Genomic DNA, 19,868 nt, shown 5'->3' with positions numbered 1-19,868 from the left:
GATTCATCCGAGAGGACCGTCATGACCGTCACCGAACAGCCCACCACCGGATCAGCGCGCGTGAAGCGCGGACTCGCCGAGATGCTCAAGGGCGGCGTCATCATGGACGTGGTCACGGCAGACCAGGCGAAGATCGCGGAGGATGCAGGAGCCGTCGCGGTGATGGCACTCGAGCGCGTGCCGGCTGACATCCGCGCCCAGGGCGGCGTCTCGCGCATGAGCGATCCCGACATGATCGACAGCATCATCGACGCGGTCTCGATCCCGGTCATGGCCAAGGCGCGCATCGGCCACTTCGTCGAGGCGCAGATCCTGCAGGAGCTCGGAGTCGACTACATCGACGAGTCCGAGGTGCTCTCGCCCGCCGACTACGTCAACCACATCGACAAGTTCGGCTTCACGGTGCCGTTCGTGTGCGGGGCGACGAACCTCGGCGAGGCGCTCCGTCGGATCAACGAGGGTGCGGCGATGATCCGCTCGAAGGGCGAGGCCGGCACCGGCGATGTCTCCGAGGCGACCAAGCACATCCGCAAGATCCGCTCCGAGATCAACGTGCTGCGCTCCATGACCAAGGATGAGCTGTTCGTCGCGGCCAAGGAGCTGCAGGCGCCCTACGAGTTGGTCGCCGAGATCGCCGAGACCGGCAAGCTGCCCGTCGTCCTGTTCGTCGCCGGCGGTGTCGCGACCCCGGCGGATGCCGCGATGATGATGCAGCTCGGAGCGGACGGCGTGTTCGTCGGCTCCGGCATCTTCAAGTCCGGCAACCCTGCCGAGCGTGCGGCGGCGATCGTCAAGGCCACCACGTTCTACGACGACGCGAAGGTCGTCGCCGAGGTCTCCCGCGGCCTCGGAGAGGCGATGGTGGGCATCAACGTCGCCGACCTCCCCGCACCGCACCGCCTGTCCGAGCGTGGCTGGTAAGCCCCACGTCGGAGTCCTCGCCCTGCAGGGCGACGTGCGCGAGCACGCCGCCCTGCTCGCGGGACTCGGCGCCGAGGTCTCCCTCGTCCGTCGACCTGCGGAGCTCGCGGCGGTCGACGGGCTCGTGATTCCCGGCGGCGAATCCAGCGTGATCGACAAGCTGTCGCGGTTGTTCGGGATGCAGGATCCGATCCGTGCGGCGATCTCCGCGGGGATGCCGGTTCTCGGCACGTGTGCGGGACTGATCCTGCTGGCGGATTCCGTCGTGGACGCCATCGACGGGCAGCAGTCCTTCGGCGGCCTCGACGTGGTCGTCCGTCGCAATGCCTTCGGCCGACAGGTCGAGTCGTTCGAAGCGGAGCTCACGGTTCCCGCGCTGGGCGGAACACCCGTGCGTGCCGCCTTCATCCGCGGTCCCGTCGTGGAGTCGGTGGGCCCGGATGCGACGGTGCTCGCGGCGTTGCCGGACGGCCGGGTCGTCGCGGTCGAGCAGGGTGATCTGCTGGGGCTGAGCTTCCACCCCGAGATCACGGGGGAGACGCGGTTCCACGAACGCTTCCTCGCGAAGGTCAGCGCGCGCCGGTGACCCGGGCCGTCGAGGCGGCCGGGGAGGCCAGCCGGCGCACCGCAGCCACCGTGCGGGCGATGTCCTCGTCGCTCGTCACCCAGGACGACATCGAGCACCGGAGTACCGCGCGCTCTCGCCACACGGCGCCGGTCACGGCCGCGGTGCCGTCCGCCAGGATCGCGTCTCCCAGCGCGCGGGTCGCGGCGTCCGAACCCGTCGCGAACATCACCTGCGTGTAGTCGACGTCGTTGATGACCTCGATCCCCTCGATCGAGGCGAGTCCCTCCGCCATGGAGACGGCGTTCGCGTGCAGACGATCGATGAGCGCCGAGATGCCCGTGGTCCCGAGGCTGCGCATCGCGGCCCAAGCGGGAACCCCGCGTGCGCGGCGCGAGAGCTCGGGTGTCACGTCCCAGGGATCGAGTCCCGAATAGATCAGATAGTCCCCGCCCGTCCGGAACGCGGCGATCGAGTCGGCCGGATCCCGCACGATGGCCATGCCGCAGTCGTAGGGCACGTTCAGCGTCTTGTGCGCGTCCGTCGCCCAGGAGTCGGCCTCGCCCATCCCGGCCGTCAGCGACCGCAGCGATGCGGAGGCGGCGGCCCAGAGTCCGAACGCACCGTCGACATGCACCCAGGCGTCCCGTCGCCGGGCGATCGGGATCAGCGCCGCGAAGTCATCGAAGGCTCCGGTGTGCACCTCCCCGGCCTGCAGGCACACGATCAGCGGCCCCTCGGTCGCGGCGAGCGTCGATTCCAGCGCGTCGGCGCGCATCCGCCCCTGCTCATCGGAGGCGACCACGGTGATCTCGCGACGTCCGATCCCGAGGAACCGTGCCGCCCGATCGATCGAGCCGTGCCGATCGGCGCCCACGACGAACCGCAGCGGAGGAGCGTCGCGCAGTCCGCGCTCCGCGACATCCCATCCGGATCGCGCCAGCACGGCCTGACGTGCGGCGGCGAGACAGGCGAAGTTCGCGATCTGCCCGCCGGTGACGAACCCGACGCTGGCGGTCGACGGCAGGTCGAACAGATCGAGCATCCATCGACCGGCGATGCGCTCCATCGCCACGACGGCCGGCGCCAGTAGCGACGAGCCGGCGTTCTGGTCCCACGCCGACACGAGCCAGTCCGCGGCGAGCGCCGCCGGATGCGTCGAGCCGATCACGAATCCGAAGAAGCGACCGCCGGGGATCGCGACGAGGCCCGGGCCGGCGCGTTCCGCCATCTCCCGGATCACCTCTGCCGGGTCGACGCCCGCAGCAGTCAGCGGGCCGCCGAACGCCGCGAGCATGTCCTCGAGGGTCGCGCGGGGCCACACGGGTCGCTCCGCCACGGAATCGAGGAAGAGTGCCGCCTCGTGCCGTGCCGCGGCGAGTGCGCGGGCCCTCTGGTCGCCGACGTCTTCCGCCCTGCTGCTGTCGTCCATGACTCAGGCGTACACCCGCCGGGTGCGAGACGCCAGGCCTCCTCGCGCGAAGACCGGCGGCGTCGGACGGAGGCGGCGCCCCTCTCTAGGATCGGAGGCATGACGAGTCCCCGAGAGTGGCAGCTGATCGCTCTGAACACCCTCTACTTCAACCTGCAGCGCCTGCACGTGTTCGACCGCGCGACGGCCCTGATCCACGGCACTGCGGAGGACGAGGCGCGCGTGTCCGCACTCCGCGGATGGATGGACGCGGTCGGGGCGTCCCTGACACCCGCGCTCGACGGCCAGGAACTGGATGAAGCCGGACAGGACGCTCTCGCTCCTCTGGCACCGTGGCTGCGGGATGAGGTCGAACGCTATTACGCGTCACACGATCCGGAGGCGCCGTTGCGCGAGCAGGCAGCCTTCGGCGCGGCACACGTGCTCGCCAGCGACTACCAGACCAAGGGAGAGCGAGCCATCGCGGATGCCGTGGGCGACGAGGTCGCAGCCGATCGCCTCCTCCAGTACGCGCCGCGGATGATGGCGCTCGTCCGGCAGGCGAACGCCGCCGTCGGGATGAGCGCCGAGGGCACCCTGACTCCGGAGGTCGAGGAGTACATCGTCGAGCACGCGCGCGTCGCCCGCGGAGACCGTTCGCGCGTCGCCCTGCAGCTCGACGCGATCCCGGTCGCGCTGAAAGGCGACGATCCGAGTCGGTGAGCACCCGCTTCCTCGTCCCACCTCGGAAACGCTCGGGTCGTCGCGGCGATTCGTTAGACTGGTCGATGCCCTGGGCCGAGCCCCGGGGCGGATACGACGAGCGGAGACACATGTCCGGGCATTCCAAGTGGGCCACCACGAAGCACAAGAAGGCCATCATCGACTCCAGGCGCGCCAAGTCCTGGGCCAAGCTCATCAAGAACATCGAGGTCGCCGCCAAGCTCGGCGGAGCCGATCTGCAGGGAAACCCCACGCTCTTCGACGCGATCCAGAAGGCGAAGAAGACCTCGGTCCCGAAGGACAACATCGACCGCGCAGTGAAGCGCGGAGCGGGTATCGGCGGCGAGGCCGTCGAGTACACCTCGATCATGTACGAGGGATACGGACCCAATGGTGTGGCCCTCATGATCGAGTGTCTGACCGACAACAAGAACCGCGCCGCCGCGGAGGTCCGCACCGCGCTCAGCCGCAACGGAGGCACGCTGGCCGACCCGGGCAGCGTGGCATACAACTTCAGCCGCAAGGGCGTCATCGTGGTCGGCTCCGAGGGAACCACCGAGGATGACGTCATGATGGCGGCGCTCGAGGCGGGTGCCGAGGAGATCGAGCCGCACGCCGAGGGCTTCGAGGTCATCACCGAGGCCACGGATCTGGTGTCGGTGCGCAGCGCGTTGCAGGATGCCGGGATCGACTACGAGTCCGCCGACGTCGAGTTCGTCCCGAACCTCAAGGTCGAGATCGACGCCGACACGGCCCGCAAGATCTTCCGTCTGATCGACGCGCTGGAAGACAGTGAGGACGTGCAGAACGTGTTCACCAACTTCGATCTCACGGCCGAGGTGCAGGCCGAGCTGGAGAACGACGAGGGCTAGGCGCGGCGCACCCGACTCGTCGCCCGCGCGGGCGTAGCCTGAAGCGGTGACCTCCTCTCTGCGCGTCCTCGGCATCGACCCGGGACTGACCCGGTGCGGGGTCGGCGTCGTCGACGTCGATCGCACCCGGCGCGGCACGCTCGTGCACGTGGGGGTGATCCGCTCGTCGCCGGATGCCGACATCGGTGATCGTCTCGCGATCGTGGCGGCGGGGATCCGTGAGGTCATCGCCGAGTTCCGCCCGGAGGCGGTCGCCGTCGAGCGGGTTTTCGCCCAGCAGAACACCCACACCGTGATGGGCACCGCCCAGGCGAGCGGCGTGGCTCTCCTGATCGCTGCCGAGCACGGTCTCCCCGCCGCCACGCACACCCCGAGTGAGGTGAAGGCCGCCGTCACCGGATACGGATCGGCCGACAAGCGCCAGGTGCAGGCGATGATCGCCCGGATCCTGCGCCTCGACGCTCCACCGCAACCGGCGGACGCGGCGGACGCCCTCGCGATCGCCCTCTGCCATGCGTGGCGTCGCGGAGCGGCCGGTGCCCCCGGCGGAGCCGCGCTCACGCCGGCGCAACGCGCCTGGGCCGACGCGGAGCGTGTCGCTCGAACATACCTACGATCGGCACCGTAGGCTGAGGGGATGATCTCCTCCCTGCACGGTGTCGTCCTGCATGCGACGACCGACCAGGTCATCGTCGAAGTGGGCGGGGTCGGGTTCTCGGTCTCCGTCCCGGCTGACGTGGCGCACACCGCCACGCTGGGGGAGCGCCTGGCGCTGCATACGAGCCTCATCGTGCGCGAAGACGCCCTCTCGCTCTACGGGTTCGCCGAGCGGGGGGAGTTGGAGATCTTCGGGCTGCTGATCAGCGTGACCGGGGTCGGACCGAAGTCCGCGCTCGGAGTGCTCTCGCACATGACGGTCGACCAGATCGCCTCCGCCGTCACGGCAGAGGACGACGCGCCGTTCCGCCGTGTCTCGGGCATCGGACCCAAGACCGCGAAGCTGATCGTCGTGCAGTTGGCCGGCAAGGTGCATGCGGTCGCCGCGGCATCCCCGACGCCCTCGGCCTCGGGGACCGACGTCGTCGCTCAGGTGACGGCCGCCCTGATCGGTCTCGGGTGGTCGGAGAAGATCGCCGCCGAGGCCGCGACGCAGACGGCGGGGGAGGCGACCGACGCCGAGCGCTCCTCGGTGTCCGCCTTGCTGCGTCGCACGCTCGCGCTGCTCGGTCCGGCGCAGGGAGGCTCGTCGCGTGTCTGATGAACTCGACGCCACCGAGCCGGTCGACGATACCGAGCTCGCGATCGAGGGCGCGCTGCGCCCGACCAGCCTCGGCGAGTTCGTCGGCCAGCAGAAGGTGCGCGGACAGCTGCAGCTCCTCCTGGATGCCGCTCGGATCCAGAGCCGTCCGGCGGACCACATCCTCCTCGCCGGCCCTCCGGGGCTCGGGAAGACCACGCTGGCGATGATCATCGCGCACGAGAGCGAGCGCCCGCTCCGTCTGTCGAGCGGTCCGGCCATCCAGCATGCCGGAGATCTGGCCGCGCTGCTGTCGAGCCTGGTGCCGGGCGAAGTCCTCTTCATCGACGAGATCCACCGGATGGCGCGCTCCGCCGAGGAGATGCTCTACCTCGCGATGGAGGACTACCGCATCGACATCATGGTGGGCAAGGGCGCGGGTGCGACGAGCATCCCGCTCGAGCTCGCTCCGTTCACACTGGTCGGTGCCACCACGCGCTCCGGCCTCCTGCCGAACCCGTTGCGCGACCGTTTCGGCTTCACCGGACACCTCGAGTTCTACGAGGAGTTCGAGCTCGAGCAGGTCATCGCGCGTTCGGCCGCCGTCCTGGGCGTCGACGTCCCCACCGACGCCCTCTCCGAGATCGCCCGGCGCTCGCGCGGTACGCCCCGCATCGCCAACCGTCTGCTGCGCCGCGTGCGCGACTACGCGCTGGTGCACAGCAACGGGGACGCAACCCTCCGTGACGTGCAGGCGGCGCTCGAGCTCTACGACGTCGATCCGATCGGCCTCGACCGTCTCGACCGGGCCGTGCTCGAAGCGCTCGTCCGCCGCTTCCGCGGCGGTCCTGTCGGCCTGAGCACGCTCGCCGTCGCCGTGGGAGAAGAAGGCGAGACGGTCGAGAGCGTCGTCGAGCCGTACCTCGTGCGCATCGGCTTCCTCGGGCGCACGCCCCGCGGTCGCGTCGCGATGCCGGAGGCGTATGCGCATCTCGGTGTGAAGCATCCGGACGGGATGCTTACCCTCGATGACCTATAATCGCTGGAGACTTCCCCCGGACATCTTCGCGCGCCCACACACTGTTGCGTGCACCTGAGAAAGGCGCTACCCCACCATGGAAATCATCCTCTTCGGACTTCTCGCTGTGCTCCTGGTCTTCATGATCTTCAACACGCGCAAGCGCACGAAGCAGATGAAGGCCGAGCAGGAGGAGAAGGCGACCAAGACGGTTCCGGGTGTGAAGGTGCTGCTCCAGGGCGGCATCTTCGGCACGATCGTCGCGTACGACCCTGAAGACCTCGACACGCCGGCACTGGTCGAGATCGCCCCCGGCACCATCATCGAGGTGCACAGCCAGGCCATCCTGCGCATCGTGGAGCCCAAGGACGTCGTGGTGGACGATGTCGTGGCCGCTGACGCGGTCGACGGGGACGTCGTCACCGAGCACGTCGTCGTCGACGAGGTCGCACCGACCGCTCCCGCGTTCGAGACGCCTGAGGAGACGCGCGCGCGTCTCGAGCGCGACGCAGACGACAAGAAGTAACGCGCGACCGCGCGGTGCTTCGCAACTCCGGCCTTCAAGAAAGCTGAACACACGTGGCTTCATCCTCTCCGGTCCGTCACGCCTGGCGGGTCCTCCTCGGCCTGCTCCTCGTGACGGGTGTGCTGTTCGGCATCAACGCCGTGGGCGTGCACATCCTCGGGAAGAGCTCCTGGGCACCTGAGCTCGCGCTCGACCTTCAGGGCGGCACCCAGATCATCCTGGGGGCCGAGACGGAGGACGGCGCGGATCCCTCGGCGGAGCAGCTCGACCAGGCCGCGTCGATCATCCGCCAGCGCGTCGATGCATCCGGCGTCGCCGAGGCCGACATCACCACCGAGGGCGGCCGCAACATCGTCGTCCAGATCCCGGGCGCGGCCGACGAGCAGACCCGCGAACGCATCCAGTCCAGCGCACAGCTCGAGTTCCGCGCGGTGCTGGCGACGACCGTCGCGAGCACCGAGTTCGTCGGCGAGGACGGCAACTCCACCCCGTATCCCACGCCGGATCCCGGGCTCGAGGCGACGCCCACCGCGACTCCCACCGACGGCAGCGACCTCGCCTGGGTCACGCCCAAGCTCGCGGCCGAGTTCCAGGCGTACGACTGCGCCAACCCGGCGTCCGATGCCGCCAGCGCACCTCAGGACGAGCCGCTCATCGCGTGCGACCCCGCAGGACAGGCGAAGTACCTGCTCGGACCGACCGAGCTCACCGGCACCGCGATCGACGACGCGACCAGCGGCCGTGACCCGCAGTCGGGCGCGTGGACCGTGCAGCTGACCATGAACGGCGAGGGCGCCGACGCCTTCGGTCAGGTCAGCACCCGCCTGAACCAGAACCGCATCGACAACCTCTCGCCGCGCGATCAGTTCGCCTTCGTGCTCGACGGCTCCGTCATCTCGGCGCCCACGATGAACGGAGTCATCCTCGACGGCCGCCCGAGCATCTCGGGCAGCTTCACGCAGGAGAGCGCCACGACGCTGGCCGACCAGCTCAAGTACGGTGCCCTGCCGCTGAGCTTCACGGTCCTGAGCTCCGACACGATCTCCGCGACCCTCGGCACACAGCAGCTGCAGATCGGTCTGATCGCCGGGCTCATCGGTCTCGCGCTCGTCGCGATCTACTCGCTCATCGTATATCGCGCCCTGGGGTCGGTCATCATCGCCTCGATCGCCGTGATGGCAGTGTTGACCTACATCGTCATCTGCATCCTCGCGTGGCGTCTGGGCTTCCGCCTCTCGCTCGCCGGTGTCGCGGGTCTGATCGTCTCGATCGGCTTCACCGCCGACTCGTTCATCGTCTACTTCGAGCGAATACGCGATGAGCTGCGCGACGGCAAGTCGATCACCTCCGCCGTGGAAGACGGATGGGGCCGTGCCCGGCGCACGATCTACATCTCGAAGTCGATCAACATCCTCGCGGCCGTGGTGCTCTACATCCTCGCCGACTCGACGGTGAAGGGCTTCGCGTTCACACTCGGCCTCACGACGCTGATCGACGTCATGATCTTCGTGATCTTCACGCACCCCGTGATGCAGCTGCTCGCGAGGACCCGCTTCTTCGGCGGCGGTCACAAGCTCTCCGGTCTCGACCCGGAGGCGCTCGGGGCCGTCTACCGCAGCCGGTCCCAGTTCCGTCCCGTGTCCACCGCCACGGCCGGACGGGGCGCCAAGAACGCCCGTGCCCGCGGGGAGGCGGAGCGCCGGCAGACCATCGCGGAGCGCAAGCGCGCCGAAGCCCTCGCCGGCGACACATCGAAGCCAGCCGGAAGAGAGGGAGACAACTGATGCCTTCCATGAATGAGTTCGGCAACAACCTGTACTCGGGCAAGACCTCGTTCCCGTTCGTCGGGAAGCGCCGCCTGTGGTTCATCATCGCGATCATCCTGGTGGTCGGGTCGGCACTCGTCCCGCTGATCCGCCCTGTGCAGTTCTCGATCGAGTTCACCGGCGGATCGCAGTTCACCGTGCAGGCGCCGGACAGCACGGAACAGGACACCGCGACGCAGGCCGTGCGGTCGATCGTGCCCGATGCCGCCGCCAAGGTGGTCATCGTCAGCGGCACCGATGTCCGCGTGCAGACCGACCAGATGAGCGCGGACGAGACGCAGCAGGTCGCCAACGCCCTCGCCGAGGCCTATGGCGTCGCTCCGGACGAGGTCACCTCGTCGTTCATCGGACCGGCCTGGGGAGAGAACGTCACCAAGCAGTCCCTGTGGGGGCTCGCGATCTTCCTGGCGCTCACGTTCCTGATCCTCGCCATCTACTTCCGCACCTGGAAGATGTCGGCGGCAGCGATCATCGGACTGCTCGACGTGCTCGTGATCACGGTCGGCGTCTACGCGCTGGCCGGCTTCGAGATCTCGCCGGCGGCCGTGATCGGTTTCCTCACGATCCTCGCCTACTCGCTGTACGACACGACCGTGGTGTTCGACAAGGTCAGAGAGAACACCCTGGAAGACGGGGAGATCTCGTCCCGCCTGTTCGGGGAATCGGTGAACCTCGCTGTGAACCAGACGCTGGTGCGCTCGATCAACACGTCCGTCGTCGCGGCGCTTCCCGTCGGCGCGGTGCTCTTCATCGGTGCCTTCTGGCTCGGTGCGGAGTCGCTGACCGACATCTCGCTCTCGATCTTCGTCGGCATCATCGTGGCGACGTACTCGACGCTGTTCGTCGCGGCTCCCCTCTACTCGCTGTTCCGCGAGAACGAGCCGGCCCTCAAGGAGCGCGATGAGCGCGTCCGCGAGGCTCGCGGCAAGGCCGCCGTCGAGGTCTGATCGTCGCCATCGCGCGGGCCGACCACCCGGTCGGCCCGCGTAGGATTGAGTAGTTCGGAGGTGAGTGGATGGCGGATGCACCGTCGACATCGCAGGGATCGAGCCTGCGACGTCTGGTACCCCGCATCTTCTCGCGCGCGTCCCGGGTCAACGATCTCGATAATCTGATCCGCACGGTCCGCGCCAATCACCCCAAGGGCGACTTCTCGGTGATCGAGCGTGCCTACGCGGTCGCGAAGGAGAAGCACACCGGACAGCAGCGGCAGAGCGGCGAACCGTACATCACGCATCCGCTCGCCGTGGCTCAGATCCTCGCCGAGCTCGGTCTCGGCCCGCGAGCGATCGCCGCGGCCCTGTTGCACGACACGGTCGAGGACACCGGCTACGCGCTCACCGAGCTGACGGCCGAGTTCGGTGACGAGGTCGCGATGCTGGTCGACGGCGTCACGAAGCTCGACAAGGTCAAATACGGTGAGAGCGCCCAGGCCGAGACCGTCCGCAAGATGATCGTGGCGATGTCCAAGGACATCCGCGTGCTGCTCATCAAGCTCGCCGACCGCCTGCACAACGCGCGCACCTGGGGCTTCGTGCCGCCGGAGAAGGCGACGAAGAAGGCCAAGGAGACGCTCGAGATCTATGCGCCCCTGGCGAATCGACTCGGAATCCAGGCCATCAAGTCCGAGCTCGAAGACCTGTCCTTCGCGGTGCTGCATCCGAAGATCTACAACGAGATCCACAGCCTCATCGCCCAGCGCACCCCGCAGCGCGAGAAGTACCTGACGCAGGTCGTCGAGGAGATCGACGAGGATCTGCGCGATCTGCGTATCCGAGGCAAGGTCATCGGCCGTCCGAAGCAGCTCTACTCGGTGTACCAGAAGATGGTCATCCGGGGGCGCGAGTTCGACGACATCTACGACCTCATCGGCATCCGCGTGATGGTCGCATCGGTGCGCGACTGCTATGCGGTGCTCGGAGCCATCCACGCCCGCTGGACGCCGCTGCCCGGCCGCTTCAAGGACTACATCGCGACCCCGAAGTTCAACCTGTATCAGTCGCTGCACACCACGGTGATCGGTCCCGCGGGGCGCACGGTCGAGATCCAGATCCGCACGCACGAGATGCACCAGCAGGCGGAGTACGGCGTCGCTGCGCACTGGATGTACAAGGAGCGTATGAACGGCGGTGGCAAGACCGAGGTCCGTGCCTCCGACACCGACATGGCCTGGCTCGCCCACATCTCCGACTGGCAGGCCGAGACGGCCGACCCCGGGGAGTTCCTCGACTCGCTCCGGTTCGAGATCGGCGCGAAAGAGGTCTACGTCTTCACGCCGAAGGGGCGCGTCATCGGGCTTCCCGCGAGTGCGACGCCGGTGGACTTCGCCTACGCCGTGCACACCGAGATCGGCCATCGCACGATGGGCGCGAAGGTCAACGGGCGGCTGGTCCCGCTGGAATCCGAGCTCACGAGCGGCGATGTCGTCGAGGTGTTCACCTCGAAGAACCCGGATGCCGGACCGAGCCAGGACTGGCTGGGGTTCGTCGCCAGCACCCGGGCGCGGAACAAGATCCGCGGGTGGTTCACGAAGGAGCGACGCGAAGAGGCGATCGAACAGGGCAAGGAGGCGATCGCGCGTGCGATGCGCCGTCAGAACCTGCCGCTGCAGCGTCTGATGAGCCAGGATTCCTTCGCCGAAGTCGCGCAGCTCCTGCACTACGAGGACGTCTCCGCGCTGTACGCCGCGGTCGGCGAGGGGCATGTCTCCACGCAGTCCGTGCTCGAGAAGGTCACGGCGCTGATCTCGGCGAACGAACCCGCCACGGGAACGATCGATCTGCCCGGAAGCGTGCCGACCCGCGAACCGCGCGCCGGCGACTCCGGTGTGCTGGTGCGCGGGGCCTCCGACATCCTGGTCAAGGTGGCCAAGTGCTGCACGCCCGTGCCCGGAGACGACATCGTCGGCTTCGTCACCCGCGGCAGCGGCGTGTCGGTGCACCGCGCGGACTGCGTCAACGTGAAGGCACTCTCCGCTGAGCAGGACCGCTTCGTCGAGGTGTCGTGGGCGCCCACCACGAAGAGCGTCTTCCGCGTGCAGATCCAGGTCGAGGCGTTGGATCGTTCCGGGCTGCTCTCGGATGTCACCCGGGTGCTGAGCGAGCATCATGTGAACATCCTCTCGGCGACCGTCACGACGAACGACGAGCGTCTCGCGCTCAGCCGCTTCGTGTTCGAGATGGGCGACGCGGTGCATCTGGACCGCGTGCTCAACGCCGTCCGGCGCATCGAGGCCGTGTACGACGTCTATCGCGTCACCTCGTCCTGAGCTCCAGCCGCTCGAGGATCGCCCGCCCTGTCCGACTGCCCGGAACGCGGTCGCGGGACTGGAGAGCTGTGCGCGCCTCGCCGACGAGCGACGGACAGGCGAGAGCGAGGTGCTCGATCCACGACTTCAGGCGGGGATCGCGGTGCACCCCGACGGCCAGATCGAGCATCGTGCGCAGCGGCGTGGCCACGAGGATGCCGCCGAGCGACGTCACCTCCGACTCCGACAGCGCGGTGTCGTGGAAGACCACCCGCAGACTCGGGCGTGGTCGCAGCCGGCGGGCACTGGCCCTCTGCACGTGGTGCACGACCGGGGGAGCGTCGCCGGCGCCATGGATCCAGGCGGCGCTCGGTCCCGCGGCCGCCGTGCCGCGTCGCACCAGGGCGGCGATCGCACTGGCCCGCACGTCCGAGGTCTCCACGAGATCGGCAGGGATGTAGGCGTCGCCCATCTCCACGACGTCTCCGTCGAGTCGCGCCGCGCTCAACTCGGAGAGGCTGAGACGTTCGCCGGGGACGAAGAGGAGCGCGGGATGCATCACGCCAGTGTGGCGCAACGCATCCCGCGCTCGGGGCCGGCTGACCGGACTGTGGAGAGAGCGATCAGCCGCCGAGGGCGTTCAGCCAGGCGCGACGTGCCTCCAGGGCATCCGCCGCGCTCTTCGCGGCCTTCTTGTCGCCCGACTTCTCGGCAGCGGCCAGCTCGGACTCGAGCTTCTCGATCGCCTCGAGCAGCTGCGAGCTCATATCGTTCGCACGCGCCTTGGTCTCGGGGTTGTTCTTCTTCCAGTCCACTTCCTCGCGCGCCTTGAGGGCGTTCTCGATCACGCGGAGGCGGTCGTCGAGCGCCCGCTCCTTCTCCCGAGGGAAGACGCGTCCGATCTCGTCCCACTGGCGCTGGATGCGGGTGAGCAGGGCCCGGGCGCGCTTGATGTTCGCCTCGTCGGCCACGGCCTTGGCTTCCTCGAGCAGGGCCTCGCGAGCCTCGATCTTGGGGGCCGAGTCGGCCTCCTCGGCCGCGGACTGCTCGGCGCGGGCGGCGTAGAGGGCGTCACCCGCCGCCTTGAACCGGGCCCAGAGAGCGTCGTCGGCCTTGCGTCCGGCGCGGCCGGCCGCCTTCCACTCGTCGAGGAGCGTGCGGTACGCCGGGATGCCGTCGACACCGCGGGGCGCGAGGGCCTCCGCGCGCTCGACCAGACGCGACTTCGCGTCTCGTGCGGCCTTGTGCGTGTCGTCGAGCTCGGAGTAGAACGCGCGGCGGTGCTTGTCGACGACGGCCCGTGCGTCGCGGAATCGCTTCCACAGCTGCTGCGAGACGCCCTTCGACAGCCGGGGGCCGTTCTGTTGCTGCGCCTGCCAGGCGTCGAACAGTTCGCCGAGCTCGGCCGTGACCTGCTTCCACTGCACCTTGCTGAGGTCGCGGGCGGCGATCGCCTCGGCGCGCTCGACGAGAGCGGTGCGCTCCGCGATGGCCTGGTCGACGAGCTCCTTGGCCTGCTGGGCTTCCTGCGCCGTGGCTTCCGCCAGCGACGAGGTGAGGGCGTTGAGACGGTCGCGCAGACCGGCGAGATCGCCGACCGCGGCGGCGTCCGTCGCCTCCTGCAGCACGTGGCCGGCCTGCTTGTTCAGGTCGCTCGCGGAGGCGCCACCGGCCTGGTGACGCTGCTCGAGGGCGTGCACCTTGAACGCGATGTCGTCGAACTTGCGCACGAAGTAGGCCAATGCCTCCTCGGGGGTGCCGTCCGGATACTGCCCGACGACGCGCCAGGCATCACCCTCGAGGACCTCGACGGTGCCGTCTTCGGAGACCCGACCCCACTTCGCGGCGTCGGAGTTCGCGGCGGCAGCCGGTGCGGACGGAGCAGCCGCCGGCGTCGGAACGCGCGGGGGCGCCGGCAGGCGCGGCGGCGCGGGAACAGGGGGAGTCGGCTTCGACGATTCGGTGGCAGACAAAAGTGCACTCCTTGCGCGGTCATCCCGCGGGAGGGGGAAGGGACGGGGTTCAGCCTAGTACGCAGCGCGCCGCGGCGTCCGATGCATCGGGTCGAGCGGTCTCACATCGCCGTTACCGGGTTGTGAGCGAAACGTTCGTCCGGCGTAACAGCCCGCCGACTCTCCGTGAAACACCGGGTCCCTAACGTCGAGTCAACGGACAGGGGAGGGCGCGTGGTCGTTCGACACAGCACATCATCGGATGTCGTCGTGGTGGGGGCGGGAATGGTCGCCCACCGATTCGTGGAGAGCCTGCTCCGCGGCGCCGGCACCGCCCCGCGGGTCACCGTCCTCGGCGAGGAGGGACGAGCGCCCTACGACCGGGTCGGCCTGACGTCCTACTTCACCGGCGCCCCCGTCGACGAGCTGCAGCTCGACGAGAGTGTGCTGGCGGACGATCGGGTCTGCTTCCTCCCCGGTGATCGGGTGACGAGCATCGACCGGGATGCGCGCGCCGTCCGCACGAGCTCGGGAGCAGCGCACGTGTACGGCGCCCTGGTGCTCGCGACGGGGTCATACGCCATGCGTCCGGCCGTCGACGGCGCGGAACTCCCCGGATGTTTCGTCTACAGAACGCTGGACGACGTGATCGCGATCCGTGAGTTCGTGTCGCGTCGTTCCGCGCAGCTCGGTCGTCCGCTGCACGGAACGGTCATCGGCGGGGGCCTCCTCGGTCTCGAGGCCGCCGGCGCCCTGCAGGGTCTCGACGTCGGCTGCACGGTGGTGCAGTCCTCCGACCGCCTGATGTCCGCCCAACTCGATCTCGCCGGCGGAGGAATGCTGCGGCGTCTGATCGAGTCCTCCGGCATCGCGGTGCGTACGCAGACGCGCACGACCCGGCTGGATCCCGACGCCTCCGGTGCTGTGGCGGCGTTGCAGTTCCAGGACGGAAGCATGCACGCGACGGACATCGTCGTCTTCACCGTCGGAGTGCGTCCGCAGGACGCACTGGCGCGGCTCGCCCAGGTGGCGGTCCACCCGTCCGGCGGCGTGCTGATCGACTCCCGCTGTCGCACCTCCGACGAGAACATCCTCGCCATCGGAGAGGTGGCGAACTTCGAGGGGCGCTCGGTCGGTCTCGTGGCTCCCGGGTACGCCATGGCGGAGGTCGCCGCGACCCGGCTGCTCGGGGGAGACGCGACCTTCCCCGGGTATGACGACTCGGCCAAGCTCAAACTCTCCGGCGTCGACGTCGCGAGTTTCGGCGATGCGATGGCGCTCACCCCGAACGCTCTCGACGTGGTCTACACCGATCCGGTCTGCGGGGTGTACAAGAAGCTCGTCCTCTCCGACGACGCCACGACGCTGCTCGGCGGGATCCTCGTGGGTGACGCCTCGGCGTACGGCGCGCTGCGGCCGCTCGTCGGGGCGGCTCTGGGGGCCGACCCCGCGGCGTACCTTCTTCCGGCGGGGGGAGCGGCGCTGCCGGACAGCGAGCTTCCCGAGGAAGCCGTGGTCTGCTCGTGCTCGAACGTGACCGCCGGGCGCATCCGCGAAGCCGTGCACGCCGAGGGCTGCACGGATGCGGCGGGCGTGAAGGCGTGCACGAAGGCCGGGGCCACCTGCGGCTCCTGCGTCTTCGCGGTGAAGAAGATCGTCGGACAGGAGCTCACCAAGCTCGGGCAGACGACTTCCGATGCCCTCTGCGAGCACTTCACGATGTCGCGGCGGCAGCTCTTCGACGCGGTCCGCGTGTCCGAGCTGTCCACCTTCAGCGCGATCATCGCCCGCTTCGGGACCGGCCGCGGCTGTGACATCTGCAAGCCGGCGCTCGCGAGCATCCTCGCGGTTCTCGTCGGCGCCCACGTGCTGGACGGCGAGAACGCCGCGCTCCAGGACACCAACGATCACGTGATGGCGAACATGCAGAAGGACGGGACGTACTCCGTCGTCCCGAGGATGCCCGGCGGCGAGGTGACACCCGCCGGACTCATCGCGATCGGCAGCATCGCAGAGAGCTACGGGCTGTACACGAAGATCACGGGAGGGCAGCGCATCGACATGTTCGGAGCGCGCCTCGAGCAGCTGCCTCAGATCTGGCAGCGGCTCGTCGACGCGGGATTCGAGTCCGGTCAGGCGTACGGCAAAGCCCTGCGCACCGTGAAGTCGTGCGTCGGCTCCACCTGGTGCCGCTACGGCGTGCTGGATGCGGTCGGCATGGCCGTGCGTCTGGAGCTGCGCTATCGCGGGCTGCGTGCGCCGCACAAGCTCAAGGTGGGAGTCTCCGGGTGCGCCAGGGAGTGCGCCGAGGCGCGGGGCAAGGACGTGGGCGTGATCGCGACCGAGACCGGGTGGAACATGTATGTCGGCGGGAACGGCGGGTTCTCTCCGAGACATGCCGAGTTGCTCGCCGCCGATCTCGATGACGAGGGACTGATCCGTGCGATCGATCGCTTCTTCATGTACTACATCCGCACCGCGGATCGTCTCCAGCGCACCGCGGTCTGGTGCAGTGAGCTCGACGGTGGTCTGGACGGTCTGCGGGAGGTGATCTTCGCGGACAGCCTCGGGATCTGCGACGACCTCGACGCGGCCATGGACCGACATGTCGATCGATATGAGGACGAGTGGGCGGCGACCCTGCGCGACCCGGTCAAACTGCGTCGATTCGAGTCGTTCGTGAATGCGACGGACACCCCGGATCCGTCGCTCGCCTACGTGGCGGAGCGCGGGCAGGTGCGTCCCGCCACCGCCGCCGAGCGCGCCGAGGGCGCGGTGCTGATCGCCGGGACGACGCTGGAAGTGCGGCGATGACCGCCCGGGTCCGCGTCTGCGCCGTGAGCGATCTGGAGGTCGAGCGTGGCCGAGCAGCCCTGTTCGGCCACATTCAGGTCGCGCTGTTCCTGCTCGCGGACGGCACCGTGCATGCCGTGTCGAACCTCGATCCGTACAGCGGTGCGCACGTGATGTCGCGCGGGATCGTGGGGACGCGCGGCGATGTCCCGACGCTGGCCTCTCCCATGCACAAGCAGGTGTTCGACCTCCGTACGGGGGAGTGCCTGGAGACGCACGGCGGAGACCCGGCCGCGCTGCGTGTGTGGGACGTGAGCGTCGTGCACGGACACGTGGAGCTGACGATGGAGGAGAGACGATGACCGTGATGCTGGGGGTGACCCTGAGCGGCCGGGACGTGCTGCTGGTCGGCGGAGGTGCGGTCGCGGCGAAACGGCTGCGGCGATTCCTCGACGAGGGTGCCCGGGTGCGCATCATCGCGCCGGAACTCCACGAGGAGACCGCCCGGCTGATGGCGGAGAACGCCGTGCCGTGGAGGGAACGACGCTTCCGGAGCGCCGACCTCGCCGGCGCCTGGCTCGTGCACGCGGCCACCGGCGATCACCGCGTGGACCGTGACGTCGCGGAGCACTGCGAGCGTCGTCGCATTCTCTGCATCAATGCCTCCGACGGGGCCCACGGCTCGGCACGGCTCACCGCACAGGCGGAGATCGGCGACGTCACCATCGCCGTGGCCAGTACCGTCGGCGCGGATCCCCGGCGCTCCGTCGCCGTGCGTGAGGCGATCCTGGGGCTGGTCGACGACGGACGCCTGCCGCTGCGACGCCGCCGTGCCGGGCACAGCGGGCGCGTCGACCTGGTCGGTGGAGGACCGGGACCGGCGGATCTGATGACGATCCGCGCCCGCCGACTGATCGCCGAAGCCGACGTCATCGTCACGGATCGTCTCGGGCCGGCGGCCGAGGTCATCCGCGACCTCGATCCGGACGTCGAGGTCATCGACGTGGGCAAAATGCCCGGCGCGCATGCTGTCCCGCAGGCGGAGATCAACCGTCTGATCGTCGCTCGAGCCGCCCAGGGACACCGTGTGGTCCGTCTCAAGGGCGGTGATCCGTTCGTGTTCGGCCGCGGCGGCGAGGAGATGCGGGCGTGCCTCGCCGCAGGCATCGCTGTCGATGTCACGCCGGGGGTCACCAGCGCGATCGCCGTGCCCCAGTCCGCCGGCATCCCGGTGACCCACCGCGCAACCGCGGGCGCCTTCCACGTCGTCAACGGCCAGGGTGAGGTCGGGCCGAGTACGTTGGGAGCGATGGCGGATGCGACGGTGACGACGGTGGTGTTGATGGGCGTCGCCGCGCTCGAGCGCCTCGTGGATGCGGCCATCGCTCACGGCGTGCCGCCGGACCGCCCGGTCGCGTTCGTCGAGAGCGGGCACACCCCCCAGCAGCGGACGACGCGGACGACGCTGGGACATGCGGTGGCCGATGCCCGCTCCATCGGATTGAGCAACCCGGCCGTCGTCGTGATCGGCGAGGTCGCGCGCGAGAACCTGCTGATGCCCGTCCCGGACACGAGCGAGGCTGCCCTGGCGTGACGACATCTGCTCCGCTCGCACCGGCACTCGCCGGCTGCACGATCGTGGTCGCCGCCGACCGACGGGCCGGCGACCTGGCCGCCGCGCTCGAACGCCGCGGCGGTCAGGTGTACCGCGCGCCCGCCCTCAGCATCATCCCGAACGAGGACGACGACGAACTCCTCGCGCGGACGCGCGACCTCATCGCCCGGCCTCCCGACATCGTGATCGTCACGACCGGCGTGGGCTTCCGGGGCTGGATCGACGCCGCGCACGAGAACGACCTGGCGGAGGAGCTCGCTGCCGCCCTCGACGGAGCGCAGTTCGTGGCCCGAGGGCCGAAGGCGCACGGCGCGATCCAGCAGGCAGGATTCATGGCGGACTGGGTGGCGGAATCGGAGACTTCCGCGGAGGTCGGAGAGTATCTGACGGCCGACGGCGTGTCCGGTCGCCGCATCGCCATCCAGCATCACGGGGCGGGAGCCGACGGGCTCGACGTGCTGCTCGCGGAGCAGGGTGCGGATGTCGTCAGCATCACCGTGTACCGGTGGGGGCCGCCGCCGGATCCCCGGATCGTGCATCGTTCTGTCGTGCAGGCGGCCGCGGGAGAGGTCGATGCCGTCCTGTTCACCTCCGCCCCCGGAGCCGCCGAGTGGATCAGAGCCGCCGAGCGCGCGGACGTGCTGGAGGCCGTACGCCAGCGGGCCGGGAGGGGACGGCTGCTCCTGGCCGCCGTGGGACCGATCACGGCCCTGCCTCTTCACGATGCCGATCTGCGCACCACCATCGCCGCGCGGGGGCGACTCGGGTCACTCGTGCGCTGCGTGGTCGACCACTTCGCGAGCGGTGCCGCCCCGCAACTGCACACCGCGGCCGGCGTCATGGAGATGCGCAGCGGGGGAGTGCTGGTCGACGGCGCCTTCGTCCCGCTGTCCCGATCGGGGGCGAGCGTTCTGAGTGCTCTCTTCGATGCCGCCGGTCGGGTTCTCTCCCGCGAGGAGCTGGGCCAGGCGCTGCCGCGCGGCGGGGAGAGCGTGCACGCGGTCGAGATGGCTGTGGCCCGCCTGCGCGAGGCGCTCGGGGCGGCTTCCGTGATCCAGACGATCGTCAAGCGCGGATACCGACTGACCGTGGACGAGGCCGGATAGCGGCTTCGTGGTCGGTTGGCGCTCGACCGACGCCGACGGCGGTGGGGATGCCGGAG

The 19,868-nt window shown here is 69.3% G+C and carries 18 protein-coding genes; 15 read left to right on the top strand and 3 right to left on the bottom strand.

Features of this window, described 5'->3' with window-relative positions; all coding sequences use genetic code 11:
• Positions 1-21 precede the first annotated feature (21 nt).
• Positions 22-921, top strand: a complete 900-nt coding sequence (pdxS, locus tag ACWA14_RS07820) for a pyridoxal 5'-phosphate synthase lyase subunit PdxS (RefSeq protein ID WP_463792195.1) — start codon at positions 22-24, stop codon at positions 919-921.
• Positions 911-1,507 carry a pyridoxal 5'-phosphate synthase glutaminase subunit PdxT gene (gene pdxT, locus ACWA14_RS07815; RefSeq protein WP_463792194.1) on the top strand — a complete coding sequence of 199 codons (597 nt, stop codon included), beginning with the start codon at positions 911-913 and terminating at the stop codon, positions 1,505-1,507. The genes pdxS and pdxT overlap by 11 nt, the downstream gene beginning before the upstream one ends.
• On the opposite strand, the gene ACWA14_RS07810 is transcribed toward pdxT, so the two are convergent.
• A complete protein-coding gene (locus ACWA14_RS07810) occupies positions 1,491-2,918 on the bottom strand; it encodes a pyridoxal phosphate-dependent decarboxylase family protein (RefSeq protein WP_463792192.1) in 1,428 nt (475 codons plus the stop codon). The two genes, pdxT and ACWA14_RS07810, sit on opposite strands and share 17 nt — an antisense overlap.
• Positions 2,919-3,017: 99 nt before the next feature.
• Between ACWA14_RS07810 and ACWA14_RS07805 the strand changes: the two genes are divergently transcribed.
• The 9 genes from ACWA14_RS07805 to ACWA14_RS07765 all read left to right on the top strand — a co-directional run bounded on the left by ACWA14_RS07805 (position 3,018) and on the right by ACWA14_RS07765 (position 12,367).
• Positions 3,018-3,620 carry a hypothetical protein gene (locus ACWA14_RS07805; RefSeq protein ID WP_463792190.1) on the top strand — a complete coding sequence of 201 codons (603 nt, stop codon included), beginning with the start codon at positions 3,018-3,020 and terminating at the stop codon, positions 3,618-3,620.
• A 110-nt stretch (positions 3,621-3,730) separates the two neighbouring features.
• The gene (locus ACWA14_RS07800; protein ID WP_463792189.1) at positions 3,731-4,492 is read left to right on the top strand and encodes a YebC/PmpR family DNA-binding transcriptional regulator; all 762 of its coding nucleotides are present in this window, start codon (positions 3,731-3,733) and stop codon (positions 4,490-4,492) included.
• A gap of 46 nt (positions 4,493-4,538) precedes the next feature.
• On the top strand, positions 4,539-5,120 hold the full coding sequence (gene ruvC / locus ACWA14_RS07795; protein ID WP_463792187.1) for a crossover junction endodeoxyribonuclease RuvC: 582 nt from the start codon (positions 4,539-4,541) through the stop codon (positions 5,118-5,120).
• 9 nt (positions 5,121-5,129) lie between these two features.
• The gene (gene ruvA / locus ACWA14_RS07790; protein WP_463792186.1) at positions 5,130-5,750 is read left to right on the top strand and encodes a Holliday junction branch migration protein RuvA; all 621 of its coding nucleotides are present in this window, start codon (positions 5,130-5,132) and stop codon (positions 5,748-5,750) included.
• Positions 5,743-6,768, top strand: a complete 1,026-nt coding sequence (gene ruvB, locus ACWA14_RS07785) for a Holliday junction branch migration DNA helicase RuvB (protein ID WP_463792185.1) — start codon at positions 5,743-5,745, stop codon at positions 6,766-6,768. The genes ruvA and ruvB overlap by 8 nt, the downstream gene beginning before the upstream one ends.
• A gap of 76 nt (positions 6,769-6,844) precedes the next feature.
• The gene (locus ACWA14_RS07780) at positions 6,845-7,273 is read left to right on the top strand and encodes a preprotein translocase subunit YajC (protein ID WP_463792184.1); all 429 of its coding nucleotides are present in this window, start codon (positions 6,845-6,847) and stop codon (positions 7,271-7,273) included.
• 53 nt (positions 7,274-7,326) lie between these two features.
• A complete protein-coding gene (gene secD / locus ACWA14_RS07775; protein WP_463792183.1) occupies positions 7,327-9,057 on the top strand; it encodes a protein translocase subunit SecD in 1,731 nt (576 codons plus the stop codon).
• Positions 9,057-10,046, top strand: coding sequence for a protein translocase subunit SecF (gene secF, locus ACWA14_RS07770; RefSeq protein ID WP_463792182.1), 990 nt, complete (start codon positions 9,057-9,059; stop codon positions 10,044-10,046). The genes secD and secF overlap by 1 nt, the downstream gene beginning before the upstream one ends.
• A 68-nt stretch (positions 10,047-10,114) precedes the next feature.
• Positions 10,115-12,367, top strand: a complete 2,253-nt coding sequence (locus ACWA14_RS07765; RefSeq protein WP_463792180.1) for a RelA/SpoT family protein — start codon at positions 10,115-10,117, stop codon at positions 12,365-12,367.
• Here the strand turns inward: ACWA14_RS07765 and ACWA14_RS07760 are convergent.
• Both ACWA14_RS07760 and ACWA14_RS07755 read right to left on the bottom strand, forming a co-directional pair.
• Positions 12,354-12,905 carry a type IV toxin-antitoxin system AbiEi family antitoxin gene (locus ACWA14_RS07760; RefSeq protein WP_463792178.1) on the bottom strand — a complete coding sequence of 184 codons (552 nt, stop codon included), beginning with the start codon at positions 12,903-12,905 and terminating at the stop codon, positions 12,354-12,356. The genes ACWA14_RS07765 and ACWA14_RS07760 overlap by 14 nt on opposite strands.
• Before the next feature lie 64 nt (positions 12,906-12,969).
• A complete protein-coding gene (locus ACWA14_RS07755; RefSeq protein ID WP_463792176.1) occupies positions 12,970-14,319 on the bottom strand; it encodes a DUF349 domain-containing protein in 1,350 nt (449 codons plus the stop codon).
• A gap of 213 nt (positions 14,320-14,532) precedes the next feature.
• Here ACWA14_RS07755 and nirB point away from each other — a divergent pair, with 213 nt between their 5' ends.
• The 4 genes from nirB to ACWA14_RS07735 are packed head-to-tail and all read left to right on the top strand — an operon-like array spanning position 14,533 to position 19,812.
• A complete protein-coding gene (gene nirB, locus ACWA14_RS07750) occupies positions 14,533-17,112 on the top strand; it encodes a nitrite reductase large subunit NirB (RefSeq protein WP_463792175.1) in 2,580 nt (859 codons plus the stop codon).
• Positions 17,109-17,453: a nitrite reductase small subunit NirD gene (gene nirD, locus ACWA14_RS07745; protein WP_463792172.1), complete on the top strand. Its 345-nt coding sequence runs from the start codon at positions 17,109-17,111 to the stop codon at positions 17,451-17,453. Before nirB ends, nirD begins: the two co-directional genes overlap by 4 nt.
• Complete coding sequence (cobA, locus tag ACWA14_RS07740) at positions 17,450-18,685, top strand: uroporphyrinogen-III C-methyltransferase (protein ID WP_463792170.1); 1,236 nt, start codon at positions 17,450-17,452, stop codon at positions 18,683-18,685. Before nirD ends, cobA begins: the two co-directional genes overlap by 4 nt.
• Positions 18,682-19,812 (top strand): uroporphyrinogen-III synthase, encoded by a 1,131-nt coding sequence (locus tag ACWA14_RS07735; protein ID WP_463792168.1) that lies wholly within the window; start codon positions 18,682-18,684, stop codon positions 19,810-19,812. Before cobA ends, ACWA14_RS07735 begins: the two co-directional genes overlap by 4 nt.
• Positions 19,813-19,868: the final 56 nt, after the last annotated feature.

The organism is Microbacterium sp. TW_SC_2 (assembly GCF_055361165.1).
This window is presented reverse-complemented; position numbering and strand designations above follow the sequence as displayed.